This window comes from Candidatus Kuenenia stuttgartiensis (genome assembly GCF_900232105.1).
Classification (GTDB): domain Bacteria; phylum Planctomycetota; class Brocadiia; order Brocadiales; family Brocadiaceae; genus Kuenenia; species Kuenenia stuttgartiensis_A.
In genome coordinates this window covers 2,070,428-2,087,443 of sequence record NZ_LT934425.1, presented here as the reverse complement: position 1 = coordinate 2,087,443, position 17,016 = coordinate 2,070,428, and the positions used below count along the sequence as shown (strand labels likewise).

Annotated in this window: 13 protein-coding genes; 2 read left to right on the top strand and 11 right to left on the bottom strand. The window is 42.6% G+C overall.

Features of this window, described 5'->3' with window-relative positions:
• The first annotated feature begins 25 nt into the window (after positions 1 to 25).
• The gene (locus KSMBR1_RS09545; protein WP_099325123.1) at positions 26 to 508 is read left to right on the top strand and encodes a gluconokinase; all 483 of its coding nucleotides are present in this window, start codon (positions 26 to 28) and stop codon (positions 506 to 508) included.
• A 256-nt stretch (positions 509 to 764) separates the two neighbouring features.
• On the opposite strand, the gene KSMBR1_RS09535 is transcribed toward KSMBR1_RS09545, so the two are convergent.
• The gene (locus KSMBR1_RS09535) at positions 765 to 1,244 is read right to left on the bottom strand and encodes a response regulator (RefSeq protein WP_157820505.1); all 480 of its coding nucleotides are present in this window, start codon (positions 1,242 to 1,244) and stop codon (positions 765 to 767) included.
• Between the two features lie 80 nt (positions 1,245 to 1,324).
• A complete protein-coding gene (locus tag KSMBR1_RS09530; RefSeq protein WP_099325120.1) occupies positions 1,325 to 2,551 on the bottom strand; it encodes a tetratricopeptide repeat protein in 1,227 nt (408 codons plus the stop codon).
• Positions 2,552 to 2,854: 303 nt separating this feature from the next.
• Between KSMBR1_RS09530 and KSMBR1_RS09525 the strand changes: the two genes are divergently transcribed.
• A complete protein-coding gene (locus KSMBR1_RS09525) occupies positions 2,855 to 3,553 on the top strand; it encodes a hypothetical protein (RefSeq protein ID WP_099325119.1) in 699 nt (232 codons plus the stop codon).
• A gap of 45 nt (positions 3,554 to 3,598) precedes the next feature.
• On the opposite strand, the gene arfB is transcribed toward KSMBR1_RS09525, so the two are convergent.
• From arfB to KSMBR1_RS09480, 9 genes are all read right to left on the bottom strand, one after another.
• Positions 3,599 to 4,012, bottom strand: coding sequence for an alternative ribosome rescue aminoacyl-tRNA hydrolase ArfB (gene arfB, locus KSMBR1_RS09520; protein ID WP_099325118.1), 414 nt, complete (start codon positions 4,010 to 4,012; stop codon positions 3,599 to 3,601).
• A gap of 18 nt (positions 4,013 to 4,030) precedes the next feature.
• Complete coding sequence (locus tag KSMBR1_RS09515) at positions 4,031 to 5,071, bottom strand: zinc-dependent alcohol dehydrogenase family protein (protein WP_099325117.1); 1,041 nt, start codon at positions 5,069 to 5,071, stop codon at positions 4,031 to 4,033.
• Positions 5,072 to 5,768: 697 nt separating this feature from the next.
• Positions 5,769 to 8,342, bottom strand: a complete 2,574-nt coding sequence (locus tag KSMBR1_RS09510; RefSeq protein WP_099325116.1) for an EAL domain-containing protein — start codon at positions 8,340 to 8,342, stop codon at positions 5,769 to 5,771.
• Between the two features lie 16 nt (positions 8,343 to 8,358).
• Positions 8,359 to 8,805, bottom strand: coding sequence for a response regulator (locus KSMBR1_RS09505; protein WP_099325115.1), 447 nt, complete (start codon positions 8,803 to 8,805; stop codon positions 8,359 to 8,361).
• A 354-nt stretch (positions 8,806 to 9,159) separates the two neighbouring features.
• Positions 9,160 to 10,644: a PAS domain S-box protein gene (locus tag KSMBR1_RS09500; RefSeq protein ID WP_099325114.1), complete on the bottom strand. Its 1,485-nt coding sequence runs from the start codon at positions 10,642 to 10,644 to the stop codon at positions 9,160 to 9,162.
• 20 nt (positions 10,645 to 10,664) lie between these two features.
• Complete coding sequence (locus KSMBR1_RS09495) at positions 10,665 to 11,381, bottom strand: response regulator (RefSeq protein WP_099325113.1); 717 nt, start codon at positions 11,379 to 11,381, stop codon at positions 10,665 to 10,667.
• 96 nt (positions 11,382 to 11,477) lie between these two features.
• Positions 11,478 to 11,849: a response regulator gene (locus tag KSMBR1_RS09490; RefSeq protein ID WP_099325112.1), complete on the bottom strand. Its 372-nt coding sequence runs from the start codon at positions 11,847 to 11,849 to the stop codon at positions 11,478 to 11,480.
• 173 nt (positions 11,850 to 12,022) lie between these two features.
• Entirely contained in the window at positions 12,023 to 14,479 is a 2,457-nt protein-coding gene (locus KSMBR1_RS09485) for a response regulator (RefSeq protein ID WP_099325111.1), read from the bottom strand.
• On the bottom strand, positions 14,476 to 16,806 hold the full coding sequence (locus KSMBR1_RS09480; RefSeq protein WP_099327023.1) for a glycoside hydrolase family 15 protein: 2,331 nt from the start codon (positions 16,804 to 16,806) through the stop codon (positions 14,476 to 14,478). Before KSMBR1_RS09480 ends, KSMBR1_RS09485 begins: the two co-directional genes overlap by 4 nt.
• Positions 16,807 to 17,016: the final 210 nt, after the last annotated feature.

Genomic DNA, 17,016 nt, shown 5'->3' with positions numbered 1-17,016 from the left:
TTTTTACTACAGACGAAACAGGTACATGATTATTATTTTAATGGGTGTATCGGGTTCCGGCAAGACAACAATCGGGCGTATTCTTGCCGATGATCTTGGATGGACATTTTACGACGGCGATGATTATCATCCTCCTTCAAATATTGAAAATCTTAAAAAGGGAATTGCCTTAACAGATGCAGAAAGAATGCCATGGTTAGAGGTCTTGCAAAAAATCATTGAAAAAACAATAGCAAAGAAAGAGCATGCCGTTATTGCCTGTTCTGCCCTCAAGCAATCATATCGCAGGTTTTTGGCAGATAAGCATGAATCTGTCCGGTTTGTATATTTAAAAGGGGAACGGGAACTCATATGTCAAAGGTTAAATAGGCGGAAGGGGCATTTTTTGAACGAAAACCTTCTTTTAAGCCAGTTTGAAACGTTGGAAGAACCGGAAGACGCCTTCGTTGTCGACATTATTCAATCCCCGGAAGCAATTGTTACCAGCATAAAAAAAGAGTTTTTGTAATTCTTTTAGTGTTTTTTGATCTCATCTATACTCTTATGCTCTTTTTGGATTTTTCTGCAGATTTCTTCAAATTTTTCTTTATCTTCATCAGATATTTTTATTATCTGCCAAACAACCCTCATATGCTCCGGAGTACACTTCGGAAAGTATACTTCATCCCAGCGAAAGACATTTACCCGGAGGAGCTTACACCATAAGATTTTTATTTGTATGTTATCAAACCGGGGAGGGAATATAACGGTGAGATGGGTGCTGTTCAGCAAGTCGTTGTAAGATTTTGTGCAGGTGTTATCGCATTGATTATGCCTGCATCAATGGGGTCATTATTAACGTGGATTATGGCCTTGGCATCCGGCATACTTATACTGTCGTGCGCACACCATTGACGTGGGTCGCAAACCGTATTGATTTTTTCCCTTAATTCTATAGGTGTAAAGGGAGATAAAAAATAATGCTGAATATCATTTTCTTTCGAACCTGTGGAAGTCACAATAATAAAGGGCGTATCTTTGTTTATTTCCTCATTTTTTAACTCTTTGAAAAGAGCAATGCCGTTTGCTTGTTTAAATTGCATACCGCAAATAATTACCTCGAATTTTTGTTCTTTAAATTTTTCCAAAGCTTCTGCTGCGGAAGGCGCCTCGATGATAACAACATCATTAAGCGCGGAGATAAGGTATGTTTTGAGTAATGTTCGCAATATCCTGGTTTCGTGAACAATGAGTATTTTACGCATTCGCATGGCAGGCTTTCTTTCATTTAAATCCGGGTAAATAACGCATCCTCAGGTATGAAGGTATGAAGTGAAGCCCGGCCTCATTGATAAATCATCTTAAAAAGCTTTGATGCAAGATGCTTGTTCATATTTTTAAGTACTTTATATTCCTCATATGCCATTAGCTTATTTTTTGTTTGCAAATATGCCATACCCAGATGAAAATGTACTTCCGGAACATCCTTGTTAATACCAATGGCTTGCCAGTATGCCTCAATGGCGTCACGATGCCGCTCAAGAGCCGTGTAGGCTAAACCAAGCATGAAATATGCCTCAAAAAATTGCGCATTGCTGCGCACCGCATCAAGGAGAGATTCAACCGCCCCCTTATATTGTTTTTGCATAAAATATGCCATGCCAAGCTGGAAGTGCCCTTCCGGAAATTCCGGTTTCAAACGAACCGCCTGTTTCAGGTTTTTTATTGCATCGGGATAATTGCCAAGCTTATTTTTACAGTAACCAATCTGAAAGTATGCATGGGCATAGTTCCTGTCTTTAGTTATTGCCTTTTCCAATAAGGAAATTGCCTTTTCATATTCTTCATTTCCGATAAGGAAAATTCCTTCCCCATAAAATGCCTCTTCGGAAATCTCCCCCAAACCTCTCCTTTCAGAAAATGATTGCTCCTTTACCGGAACAAGGCTTTTAAGCCTTTCGCAGGCAAGAGCGTAACCTTCCCCACCGGTAGAAATGAAGGCCATAATACCCACGGCTTCACCATTCATATTTACCACAGGACTTCCAATGCAACTAAGCGGAAACGACGCCTTTATCCTTATTATAGTTCCGAACAACGGAATTTCAGAAACCCCGGAGACAACTCCAGTCACCGCAAAATGTCCTGAATCGAATGAATTATTTATCACCATGATTTGTTCATTTACACCGGGCAGGATCATGGTCAACGGCAAAGGAGACGCCCTGCTTTCAAAATTGTCGATTGCCAATTGCACAAGGCCGCCTTCTTTATCCTCCGCAAGAATTTTTGTTACGGAATAGCTATTGCCCTGAAAGTTTTTAACCCGAATACTATGCGCATCCATGAATACTTTACTATGGGTAATAATATCGCCTCGCTCATTTATAATGAACCCACCCCCCTGATTAAACTCATTCCCGTCTTTATCGAAAGACGTGAGAGAAACAACCGCGGGTTTGATTTTATTCGTCAGGTAAGTAGCCGCATCCCGCGCCATTACACAGACAGAACCTCCCGCCACAGATACGAAAATTGCACCAAGTATAACGTTTTGAAAGCATCTATTCATACACTTACCCCTTCCTGTTTTGGCAAAATATTGTGTGTTTCCTTAGCAATCAGATACGATTTTTAGAAGTTTTTTGCGTTGCACTGTCCAAATACATAAAACGCATTGACTTGCGTATTCTCATGTAGTACCATACTTCCCAATAATGAATTGGATAGTGACGTGTATCGTCCGGTTATCAGGTGTCCGTCAGGGGAAAACAACATGGCCTGCCGGGTTACGTTTCACTTTACTTAGAATTTTCAAAATACAAAACTATTACCGTTTATCAACAGAAACCATAAAATAACCCCGGTATCCGATATGCATTTTATTAACAAAATACGAGGAATCAACGAAGAGGGAAACCGCCTTAAACGAATTGCAATAAAAGTGGCGGCCATACTCGCATCTCAGGCAATAGTTGCTTTTTTATTTATGCTTTTTTTCACGGGCAAAACCAGCAGAGACAATAGCCGTCGCTTTGCCGGTTATGACGCCAAAATAAGCGTGATGGAAGACATGGTTGACCATGCAACCCAAAAACACAACAAAGACATTGCGGAACTCGCCAAATCAGTCGGCAAAATGGGCAGTATAAATCAAGGCATATTGCAAACTATCAACACCTTATCGGAAGAATTCCGCAAAATGAAGCCGGTATCTGAAGAAGCAAACATGTCTTCAGCGCAACTACAACAAGCGCAGGATAGCCAGTCACCCCAAACAGAAGAGACTTCCATTCTAACAGACGCCGCACCCCAAAATAACATGTGGAGTCTCCGGATAGTTACCCTGCAGAACATAGAAAAGAATAAAAAAGGCGCGGAAGAACTGATAGCATATCTGCAAAGCAATGGCATCCATAAAGCAAGGATATATCAATACGGCAAGCTATTGTCGGTGGACGTTGGTGATTTTGCCGATGTTTCTACGGATGAGGCAAAAAAACTTAGGGAAAAGATCAGAGGCATCAACTATAAAGGGAGTACCTTTAAAGATGCCTACTTCGTTCAGTACTGATAAAAACGCAAACTGCAAAAAATCAGCCCCACAGGCAAATGCATTTTAATACTCCACTGGTTTTCTCGATATCTTCAATCGTCCACGATTCGTCTTACTTTCCAAACGCTTTTCCTTTGCAGCTTTTTTAGGTTTCGTGGGCTTCCGTTTTTTTTGCACAATAACCGCACTTTTTATAAAATCCCGCAGCCGGTTGAGCGCATCCTCTTTATTTTTGTCCTGGCTGCGATATTTCTGCGCCTTGATAACGATCACCCCTTCTCCTGAAATACGGCGGTCACTCAGCGATAAAAGCCTTTCTTTATAAAAATCAGGCAACGACGACGCATTGATATCGAAGCGCAACTGAACAGCAGTGGCAACCTTGTTGACATGCTGCCCTCCCGCACCCTGCGCACGAATTGGGTGCATCGATATTTCGTCTATCGGAATGGTTACCTTATTGGATATTTTTACCATATAGTATTACACTTACCTTTAAAACTCATTTATTACTATCACACCAACAGACCCGAAGCGGTTCATGTCTGGAAGTTCACGCGCCGCATCCTCAAGGCCGATTGTTTTTCCAATCAATTTTTCCGGACGTAATTTCCCTTCGCAAACCATCTCCAACATAGCGCCGTATTCATGCGCCTGCATTCCATGACATCCCAGTATTTCGAGTTCATTTGCGATCACCTTGTCCATGGGTATAGGGGGATGCCGGTGTTCCGCCAGCATCAGTCCGACCTGGAGATGTTTCCCCCGTTTTCTTAAAGTAGCTATTGAATTAAAGCATGTATTTGAACTTCCAAGCGCATCGACAGAAACATGCACCCCGCCTTTTGTTATGTCCAATATAGCTCCTGCCACATCCTCCACCTCCCCGGCATTCACCAACGCAACAGCTCCAACCGATCCGGCAAAATCAAGTTTCTCTTTTTGTATATCAACCGCCACAACATTCGCCCCCAGGGCGCTTGCAATCATAATTGCCGACAAACCAACGCCTCCGCATCCATGCACAGCAACCCACTGCCCGGCTGAAACCTTCCCCTGTGCAACAATTGCGCGAAACGAAGTGCTGAAGCGGCATCCGAGGCTCGCCGCGGTTACGAAATCAATATCTTCCGGTAACTGTACTAAATTAACATCTGCATAATCGATTGCCACGTACTGCGCAAAAGAACCCCAATGGGTGAATCCCGGCTGAGACTGACGGTCACAAACCTGATGATTCCCAGAAGCGCATTGCGGGCATGCACCGCATCCGCACACAAACGGAAGGGTCACCCTGTCTCCCTTCTTCCACAGTGACACTTCCTTCCCGGTTTCTTCAACAACACCTGCAATTTCGTGTCCGGGAACATGTGGCAAACGAATGCAGGGATCGTGTCCCATCCATCCATGCCAGTCACTCCGGCACATTCCGGTAGCTCCCACGCGAATCACCACGCCGGTTTTCTCAGGCGCTGGATCAGGCACCTCTTGAATAGTCAATGGTTGAGCAAATTTTTCATATACTGCCACTCTCATAAGATGCCCTTATTTTATAATAACACGGTATCAATTTTTTGGGAATACGTACAGTCGGCAAATTGTGGATTGCCTACTGTAGACTGTAGAAATTATTATAAAAACCTCAACTTATTGAGAAGTTACATTTTACGCTATTGTTTTTCCGCTTACCAGAGCCGCTTTAAGTTTTTGGCGTCGGCTTAAGCGCGTAGTTAAGGCATAACTGTTGATATAGAAACTCTGGCGCAAAATCGGCTCCGTACGAAACAACCCTTACAGGGTTCCAAAGTAGAACATGGCAAACACAATACCAAGAAAAATGGGGGGTATTCCTGATTTTTTGTAACTTTTGCCATGTTTTAATGAAACGTTGCCGTAGTGTTAACCCTGACATGGTTCTGAACCCTGTCAGGGTTGTGTCGTCCTGACCCCTCTGAACGGTTACAAAAAAGAACTATTCAGCGTAATCTATTAAACTACCGAAGCACAACTCGTTCTCAAATCTTGTCCTGAACATAGTGAAGTATCTGTTTGGGAACGTAATGGCAATGGAAACTACATTCGCGGGTTCAGATTTGTAACCTGAACCCGCCTGGAGTCGTGTAATGTTTACGCTTAATAGTTGCACAAAAAATCGGGAATGCGGCCGGTATAGTAAACGGGGAGACGCTTGCAATGCGTCTCTATAAAAATATTGAAATTCCTAAACATAAATTTAAAGTAACTTCCCGGCATTTTTTGCCAGAAACCTTCCCATTTCTTCTGACGTCACTGCTTTACTGCAAAGATAGCCCTGGAATTCATCGCATTGCAGCCCCTGGAGAAATTCAAATTGTTCATCTGTCTCTACGCCCTCAGCAATTACCGTAAGTTGAAGACTTTTTGCCATGGCGATAACTGCTTTTACAATCGCTGAATTAGTCGGGTCTTTATGTAGGTTATGAATAAATGTCATGCCAATTTTGAGTTTTTGTATAGGGAATTTACTGAGATAGCTTAAAGAGGAAAAGCCCGTACCAAAATCATCAATAGTGATCTGAATCCCGAGGCTTTTCAATTTATTCAGTTTGTAAATGGTGGTTTGCAGGTTTTGGATGGCAATACCTTCCGTGATCTCAAGATCAAGGGCATCGGGAGACATACGGGTATCATGTAAGACGTTATTCACAAAATCTATCAGGTTTTCGCGTCCAAAAGTATGTCCTGAAATGTTTACCGCTATGGGTACGGAAGGGAGGCCGGCTCTTTGCCATGCCATGTTCTGTTTGCAGGCCGTGTGCAACACCCAGAAATCGATAGGCACGATTTGCCCGGTGTCTTCCGCCAATGGTATAAATTCTGCGGGGGAAATCAATCCTTTTTTAGGATGTTTCCAACGCAAAAGGGCTTCCATGCCAACCAATCGCCCTGTAGCAATATTCACCTGCGGCTGATAGTATAAAACCAGCTCCCTGTTCTCCAGGGCACGGCGCAGGTACATTTCTTCGAGGAGCTGCTCGTAGGCTTTTTCCTGCACAGTTGAGGAGTAAAAATGATAGTTGTCCCTGCCGCTTTCCTTTGAAATGTACATGGCGGAATCGGCATTTTTCAGCAATGCTTCCGCTGTTGTGCCGTCACCCGGATACAGGGCGATTCCAATACTGGCGCTAATGCAGAGATCATGGTCGTCTATGATTACCGGCTCTTTTAATTTCTTTAAAATTCTCTGTGTGACGTCATTTGCATCTTCCATCCTGGAAATTTCCGTCAATAATAGCACAAATTCGTCTCCTCCCTGACGGCTGACCGTATCTTCTTCGCGTATGCAGCTTTTTAATCTGTCTGCGATTATCTTCAGGAGGCGGTCTCCTGTGCTATGCCCCAGTGTATCGTTGACTTTTTTGAATCTGTCGATATCAATGAATGCCACTGCCAGCATTTGTTGTTTGCGATGAGCGTGTATTATTGCCATATTAAGACGGTCGTGAAATAATTCCCTGTTTGGCAAAGCAGTCAGTGAATCGTAGTACGCCAGATAATGGATTCTTTCTTCCGCCTGTTTATGCTCTGTGATATCTTCCATAATTGCGAGATAATGGGAAATAAATCCTTCATTGCTTTTGATAGCGGAAAGAGACAGTGATGTCCAAAAGAGTTCTCCGTGTTTTTTCCTGCTGGAAAATGCTTCCTTCCATTCTCCTTTCGAGGTGATTGCTTTCCACAACGTTTTATCCGCCATGGATAAAGATTCACCGCCGGGCTGTATGATGTCTATCAGATTTTTTCCCAGAACTTCTTCCGGTTCAAAGCCGGTCACTTTGCAGAACTTCGGGTTAATATAGTCAATGCGGCCATCCGTATCGGTGACGGCAATCATTGCCGGGCTTTGTTCAACGGCAAGGGACAACGTACAGATCATTTCCTCCGCGTGTTTACTCCCGGTAATATCTCTTATTACGCCGACGGTTCCGACGAATCGCTTATCGTTCTTCATAATATCGGAGTCGTAATGTCCTGTAGCGGCAACCTCAATGATCTTTTCATGCTTTTTGGGCCATTTTATAATCTGAATGGTGTATTCCATGTACTCCGGGGATTTCTTTGATTTTACCCGTATCTGCAAACCTGTGGTTTTTCTTTGTCCGGTTCTTCGTTCGTCAAACAATTTAGGCGTGGTTTTGTAGTCGCTTGTCTTTCCTGAATATTCTGACAGCACTTCGGAGCGACTTACTTTTTTCAAGTCATCAGGGTGTATCAGTTCACTAAAATGTTTGCCGATGAGTTCGTCAGGCTCATAGCCAAAGACCTGCACGGCTTCATTTATGAAGGTAAAATAGCCGTTTGCGTCAATTCTATAGATAATATCGGGCAGTATTTCCACAAGTCGTTTATAGCGCTGTTTTCCGTCCTGCAGTTCCAGTTCGATCTGCTTACGTTCCATGGAATAGCGCATGGTGCGGGCAAGTGAATCTCCGTCTATTTTCCCTTTAATCAGGTAGTCCTGCGCACCCTTCTTCAATGCTTCAACTGCGACCTCTTCATCGCCAAGTCCGCTTAACACAACAATTGGCGTTCTTGAAGCATGTGCTTGTATTGAACAGAATGTTTTTAATCCCTGGCTGTCAGGCAGTGAAAGGTCCAGGAGAATAACGTCTATAAAATCATTTTCCAGTTTCTGCAATGCGGAAGAAAGGCGGTAGGCGCACTCAAGGCTGAAGGATACGCTTTGTATATCATCCAGCATTTCCCTAACCAGGTATACGTCGCCAGGGTTGTCTTCTACCAAAAGCACCTTTATTTCATTTTTCATAACAATAGCATCTCTTTTATTCTGCGGGGAGTTTCACAATACTAAACCAAAAATTATGGACAGCCTGCACAATCTTTATGAATTCATCAAAATCAACAGGTTTGGTTACGTAACAGTTCGCATGGAGGCCATACGACTTAAGTATATCTTCCTCGTTGCTTGATGTGGTCAGGATTACAATAGGAATTAATTTCAGTTTTTCATCAGTTTTAATTTCTGCAAGCACCTCGCGGCCATCCTTTTTTGGCAAATTCAAATCCAGCAGGATGATATCGGGCCTTGTTGCATCAGCGTATTTACCTTCCTTGCGGAGGCATCTCATCGCCTCAACACCGTCGGTAACTACCGTGAGATTATTGTACAACTTGCTTTCTTCGAGGGCTTCCTGCGTAAGGCGAACATCGCCCGGATTATCTTCCACCAGCAGAATTTCAACAGGCCTGATATTTGATAAAGTATGCATATATGAATCATCTCCATAAATTAGGCTGCCTTTAGCAGCGACTTTATTCTGTTATTGATGTCAATGTAGAGATGCATGCAATGCGTCTCTACATTAACATTGAAATTCCTACGCTGTCATCGCCAGAACCAAACAATCACGAGATAAAAAATACGAAGCACGAAACAAATTCCAAAATACAAAATCCCAATGAACAAAACCGTAACACTTTAGTTTTTTAAAAAACCGGGTTTTTAAATATTTGAAAATTGAAATTTAGAATTTCGGATTTTACCATTAAATATTTTGCCAAAAAGCACGCACTGGCGAATGGAAGTGTGCAAAGAAATTACCAGTAAGGTACTATCCTTTGAATTAATTTCTTACGGGCAGTGAGAAATAAAATGTAGCGCCTTTCCCCGGCTCTGATTTTAACCATATCCGTCCGGAATGGCGTTCAACGATCTTTTTGCAAATGGAAAGCCCTATCCCGGATCCTGGATAGTCTTCTTTGCCATGCAATCTCTGGAAAACAATGAATATGCGATCGTAATACTGCGGGTCTATTCCGATACCATTGTCGCTGACAGAGAATATCCATTCACTCTCTTTTTTCTCTGCAGAAATATGTACACGCGGAGGCGCTTCGCCGCGGAATTTAAGGGCGTTGCCAATAAGATTCTGAAATAATTGTGTGAGCTGAGATGGATCGGCCATTACAACCGGCAAGTGATCCTGGGTTATTGCAGCCCCACTTTCCTCAATGGCTATTTTAAGGTTTTTGGCAACACGGTTAAACACCTCCGTGCAATTAACAGGTTCAAAATTCCTGCATCGGGAAGTCACACGCGAATATGCCAGCAGGTCATTAATGAGCTGTTGCATCCTCATTGCGCCGTCCACTGCAAAGGCAATGTATTCGTTGGCATTGGAATCAAGTTTGTCTTTATAACGGCGCTCCAGTAGTTTGGTATAACTGGTAATCATACGCAGCGGTTCCTGCAGGTCATGCGATGCGACATAGGCAAATTGCTGAAGTTCTGCGTTGGAACGGGACAATTCTTCCATAGAGTGTATCAATTTCTGTTCCGCCCATTTGCGCTCGGTAATATCGCGGATAATGCCAATAAAGGTAAAATATTCATCCAGGCGGGCATCTCCTATCGTTAATTCTATAGGGAAAGCCGTTCCGTCTTTTCGCAGTGCTTCCAGTTCGATAGGCCCTGTGCCAAGTATTCTGGCCTTTCCCGTGTTCAAATATCTTTTTAACCCATCTTCATGTTTTTTGCGGTATGATTCCGGCATTAGCATAATAACGTTTTCGCCAACAACCTCTTCTTTTTTATAACCAAACATCTTTTCTGCGGCAGGATTAAATAGTTCAACAACGCCCTGTTCATCGATGGCAATAAGGGCGTCCGCCGTGTTTTTGACAAACGCATTGAAGCGTACTTCTTTACGCTTGCGTTCAGTGATTTCTCTTTGAATTGCAACGAAATGGGTAATGGCCCCTTCTTCGTTCTTCATTGGGGAAATGGTTGCAAAGACCCAATAATATTCTCCGGTCTTTTTCCGGTTGTGGAATTCCCCCTCCCATTCGTTTCCGGAGACAATGGTTTCCCAGAGCTGTTTGTACTGTCCCTGAGGGGTTTCTCCGGATTTTAATATGCGTGGATTTTTTCCAATGGCCTCTTCTTTGGCATATCCGGTTATTTTAACAAAGGCAGGATTGACATATTGGATACAGCCCTTTACGTCGGTAACGATAACGGATCTTGAGCCATGTTCTATGCTATGTATGAGCATGGAAAGATGTTGCTTGTTAAGACCGTGCAAGCCATCTTCAAATAATGTAGTCATTTTAGTTATCTTCTTTTTCTCTATGGATTCTTCATAATCAGTACACCGGTTGACAACTTTTTATCTGCATCGAAAATCTTTATTAATCGGGCGTTTATTTTTACCGGCGTTTGTCCTTTGGAAATGGATATCTGAAAATTTGTGTCTTTTTCCTGTGCGTTGGCAAGCGTATCAACGGGCGTTGTCAGCTCCATTTGAGAGAGGCAGGCAAGCATGTCCTTTTGCTCCGTTCCTGGGATTTGCAATAGTTGCTGTGCGGTTTGATTAATATTTTTAATTTCCCACTGACCGTTGACCACAACAACGCCTTCATCTATATTTGCCAGTATTATGTTGAGTACTTCAGATTCATCCTCCCTGCCTGCCACAGTTCTCGGACGAAGCAATGATTTTACCCTTGCAAGGAGTTCTGTTTTGTTGAAGGGCTTGCTGATAAAATCATCCGCACCTGCCTCAATCCCCTTAATGCGGTCGTCCATTTCATGCAAAGCGGTAATCATTATTATCGGGATGTTTTTTGTGGCCTCATCCGCGCGTAATTTTTTACAAACTTCGTATCCGGTAATCTTAGGCATCATTATGTCAAGCAAAATTAAATCGGGGTTTTCCGTTCTTGCCTTGTTTAAAGCCTCTTCTCCGTCATATGCTTCGATTACTTCATATTTGAATGCTGTTAAAATAACCCTCAGCAGTTTGACATTTTGTGTTATATCATCGGCTACCAGTATTTTTGCCATAGAATACCCGTGTTCTCTTTCTGATAAAAGTAATGCCTGTCAAAATACAGGAATAGCAACTACAAAGTCCTTTTTTCTGTGTTCTGAACAGACTATTTATTTTTTTAAATATTTTTCTATAGTAAGAGGCAATTCTCTTGTATCAATAGGTTTGCTCATATATGCGTCACAACCCGTATCCAGTATCTTTTGTTGGTCCCCCTTCATTGCATGGGCAGTTACCGCTATTATGGGAATATCTTTTTTACCGGCATCGGCTTTGATTTGCCGTATCAGTGTCAGCCCGTCAATCCCTGGAAGTTGTATGTCCATAAGAATGATATCCGGTATTTGTTCTTTCAACAAACTTAATGCTTCCTCGCCGGTAGTTGCTTCGATGACATTATATCCCTTTGCTTTAAGCACGACGCGTATCAATTTTCTGTTTTTTTCATTATCTTCTACTACCATTACGTTTTTATTCGACATTCATTGTCCCCTTCCCGATATATCGGTTGTATAGTAATTTTCTTTCGAAAATGAATTTGGCTGTTTAAAAATAAAATTTTTCATGCCCTTTTGTGAGCCTTCGACTAGTGGAAGTTTTATCTCCCCTTGTGAGCAACGGCTTATGGATGTTTCATTTTATTATAGGGGTACCACTATCCTTTATGGTGGGTTTGCTCTATTTTCCTGATTGCCATAAGGAGATCCTCCTCAGTATGACTTCCCTTTTGAATTAAGGCCAGTATGTTGCCGTTTAATTCTTTTTTCTCTTCCGGGGTAATATCCTTTGCGGAGCAAATAATAATAGGGATTTCTTTTGCAACCGGATGTGCTTTTAATATTTCTATGACTTCAAATCCGCTCATGCCCGGCATCATCAGGTCCAGGATGATAATATCAGGGTGCTTTTCTAAAGCGAGGTTGATGCCTGCTTCGCCGCTGTACGCCTTTAAAACATCACACCCCTTTTCTTTTAGAATAGTGGTTATATGTTTGACCGCCTTCTCGTCATCGTCCACCACGAGAATTTTCACTGGTTCTTCTTTTGTTTTTAAGGTATTGGCAACCGCATTTACTGCATCTACTAGCTGTTTTCTGCCTACAGGTTTTATCAGATATTCAGCAGCACCCAGACTGTACCCAAGTTCTTTGTTGTCAAAGATTGAAACGATTATTACCGGTATGTGAGCGGTATCTTTATCGCCCTTCAGTTTAGAAATGACTTCCCATCCGTCAATTCCCGGCAGCAAAATGTCAAGCGTAATCAGGAACGGGTTGCATTGTTTCGCCTTTTCAACTGCACCTACTCCGTCTGCCGTTACAACGACGTTATATCCGGCATTCGTTAAATATAAGGTAAGGAGATTGGCAGACATACGATTATCTTCTATAACGAGAATAGTTTTTTTTCCTTTTGTTACTACCGGGGACAGCTTATGCACATGTGTTCCTTCATCCCCTACCTCCTCGCCGCATATGGGACATACCGTAGCCATCTCATCCTCCGGATGCAGGATTCTTTGAGATTTTGTTACTGGAATCGTAAAATAAAAAGTACTCCCTTTCCCATATTCACTTTTGAGCCAAATCTTTCCCCCGTGCATCTCAACAATCCTCCTGGTTAAAGCAAGTCCCAACCCTGTGCCTTCATATTTTCTTGAAAACGAGCTGTCTGCCTGCCAGAATTCTTTAAACACTTTTTCACGGTCCTCGGGTTTTATCCCTATGCCTGAATCAGACACGGAAACCTGCATTTTTCCGTCCACAATAGCTGCATTTGTTGTAATTGTACCATTCTGCGGCGTGAATTTTATGGAGTTTGAGAGAAGGTTGTATAATATCTGTTTAAATTTCACCCGGTCTGCTTCAATATCTTTCACATCTTCTTGTATAACCGTTTTTAACTGAAGCTGCTTCTTTTTGGCCAGGCCTTTTAAAATAGTATAGACATCCTCGATGGCGTCGGATACAAGAAATGATTCATACTGCAGTTCCATCTTGCCGGCTTCGATTTTTGACAAATCCAGTATATCGTTAATCATTTGCAGAAGATGTCTCCCGCTGCTGTGGATGTCCTTAACAAAATCTTCCTGCTCGGCATTTAACTCTCCGCAGAGTTTATCTTTCAGCACCTCCGCAAATCCGATTATTGCGTTAAGAGGGGTACGGAGTTCGTGAGACATATTGGCTAAAAACTCTGATTTCATCCTGTTCGCACGCTTCAGCGCAGAGACCGCCTTTTGTAAATGTTCTGTTTTCTCAGTAATACGCTGCTCCAGCATAGCATACGATGACCTCAACTTGTCCGACATGTCATTAAAAGCTTCTCCCAACTGCCCGACTTCATCATTGGTTGAAATTTCTACCCTTGTTGTTAAATCGCCGGTTTTTTTAATGGCCGTGGCGGCGGCAGTTAATTTTTCTATAGGCTTCAGGAATTTGTTTGTAGTGAAAAATATAATGACCACTACCAGTAAAATGCTTGCCGTTCCAATAATAATGAAAAATATAATAGCCGCGGCATACCGCTGTTCAGCTATTTCCTTTGGTATAATGACGCTGAACGCCCCCCTTATTTCTCCCAGTTGGTAATCATAGCCCGCATCATAATAATCCCGCACAACCGGTGGTGCCTTTTCTCTTGGCCCGTGACAAAGAAGGCAGTCTTTTGTTACATATAGCGGATATAGGTAACGTTCTACTCTTTTTCCATCAAAAACATCGTCTGCCCAGTATTCCTTAATAGTAGGGTCTTCTTCCATTTTCCTGAGTATTTTTTCTTCGAAGAGATCGGGTTTGTTTTCTTCATTCCGGTATCTTAAGCTCGTCTGTTTAATGACATAACCCGTTTTTTCTGCAAAATTTTTACTGATGGCGTTTGTGGCAACGGCAGGAATAAATTTTTTTGTTTGCTCGTTAAGTTCTATTTTATGCATGATGGAGGCAAGATAATTCCGTGTCGTTTCCAGTTGTATCACCAGCATTTTTGCCTTTCCCCGGATTTCTTTTGTGAATTCCTGGCGTGTTTGCTTGTAGATAAAAAACCCCACGATACCGTTCAATGCGATCAGTAAAACTGCCAAAATGATTACCAGTTTATGTCTTATTTTCATGTTTCTTTTTTAACGAGAATAGCCCCTAACGGACAACACTTTTCAAATCCTTCCTCAACATCCCACGTGCCTGTTTTCTCCGGAACAAGCCTTGCCTTATCATTTACAAGTGCAATCGCATCGCCGGCTCTTACTGCGCAAATTCCGCAGCCAACACATTTATTTTTGTCTATATTTACAGAGATAGCCGCGCCATTTTTCTTTAAGATTACGTTATCGGCATACTGGCGGACATCTTGTTCCTCAAAAGAAACAAGGTTCCCGGGCAGATGTTTTTTTATTTGCTGCCTGCCATCCCTTTCATGCAGAAATATTGATCTGCCACATTGCCCGCAGGTATGCAGTTCCTGTAATTTTTTCAGGTAGTCCATGACTGTTTGAACGAGGGTGGCGTGGCTCCATGTTAAGGGTGAGACAGACATCGGCTCTCCGGTAAAGGGGTTAATTTGTTCCGCAAGCACGCCGGAAGGCAGTGCGCGTGAAACAGCCCATTTTAAATAGTATATTGACCTATCAAGGTCTTTCACGGATTTTGTAATTGCAATATAATACTGCGCCAGCCACATAGTGCAAATAATCCAGGGGTTCCCTGGAATTGAGTCATCATTGCCGGCACGCTGATAAAAATCCCTTTCGTATCGGGCAATTCCTCCTATTTCCGTCTTTACCCACAAGACCTCTTCAATTGCCTTCATAGTGTTTTGTACTCTGACATCATCCGGTGGGTAAGCGCCAAAGGCAAACAGCCCGTAAAGGCTTGCGTCAACAGTTTCGTCTATTTCAAATCCACCTTCTTCTTTCGGAACTATCATGCGTAAAAACCGGTTAAGCTTTTCACTATAAAGATATTGATCCATCGCTTTTCTAATTTTTTCAGCAGTCTGCCGGTATAGTTTTGTCTTTTCCGTGTAATTGAATATTTCGGAGAGCCTGGACGCGGCCATCAGGCCTCCGTATACGGTAGCTACTGTAAACGATAAAATACCGCGTCTTTCTTCCCAAAGATCATACGAAGGGAGGGGCAATTCCGTTTCATCATCTCTGTAGCTTACAAGAAAATCTGCGGCCTTTTCAATAAACGAATGGTATAGCGGGCGTATTACATCGATTTTCCGATACATGTCATAATATTGCCCAATCGCCCAGAGAAGAAGGGCTGTTTCGTCTTCCTGGATAGGCACATGTATTTCTTCTCCTCTTACCCAAGGGTGCCACGAACTGCCGAATGAACCGTCAGGGTTGTATTTGTGCAATAAAAAGCCGTCTTCGACCATAACACTTGCACAAAAGTTGTACGGAGCAACCACGTTCGCACAAAAGTCAAAAAACTTTCTGCAGACAGTGCTATAGCCAGCGCTCATGAGCGCATGGGCAACTAAAGCACCATCCCTTGGCCACATATAACTATAGGTATCTTTTGCGTATTGAAGGATATCCGAATCATTTGCAGCAATAATTGCCCCGCCGTTGTCGATCTGTGTTTTAAGCACCAACAAACTGCGTTTAAAGAGATTAATTACTTCAGCCGGAAGGTTCCCATAATTAAATTCCTCTTTATTGACCCAATGTTTCCAGTAGCTTGCAGTACGGTCGAGTATGGCTTGCGGCTTTTCGCTTAAAAGAATATTATTTAACAAATTTACTTCGGCATACGTCCTGCCGACGGCAATCCAATAGTATGCAACCGATTCTCCGAAAGGAGGGATTTTCAGGGAAATGCCGATTGTCGAGTCTACAGATCCCTGGGCAATTGGATTACCTCCCAGAATGCCGTCTTCCGCATCACGCCAGGTGCCTTCCGCCCCCTGGTGCCGTTTTATGCCGGTAGCGTATTCGCGCACCCCCCACACGTCTCCGGCCGAACAGTTGATTAAAAAGTAACGGGGACCTTTATAATGAATGAGGCAGTTTTGTTTTGCGTCGTAAAACACCGTATCGCCAATTTCATTTTCCATAACACTCAGATCCTGATGGAAAAAAAGACGTATTTCTCTTTCTGTTGGGGCGGAGTTTTTAATTATCATTTTCCGCAAATAAATATTTTTCTCAAAATCAACTACATCGTTACACATGAGTTGAAGGCACAGCTTTTCATGACGGAGGAACACAGCAGTCACCAACGTTTCATCAAGATACCCCAAAGAAATATTCCATTCTTTGGGATTAATCCACGAAAAACCTTCCTGTGTCCATAGCCCAAACCGGCATGGATAACCCCTGGTATGGTTTTCTTTTCCAACATAAGGGAAGTAAAAATCCCGAACCGAATAGCTTGAATCGAAGGTCACCAATAATGATCCGTTTCCAACGGGAATATCTCTGGGCATAGTTGCAAACCTTTTAACTTTAGTGGTAATAGTTGATGGCAAAGAATCATTTTGCTCTTTGCCGGAAAAAACCGAAAATACGTAACACTTTAGTCTTTTGAAAAATTCCAATACTAACGATGTTTGCCGCCCGATATAGGGACGGCGGACATCCTTGCCTCTCGTTCTTGCGTTCTTGCGTTTTTCAAAAATCTAAAGTGTCACGATTGT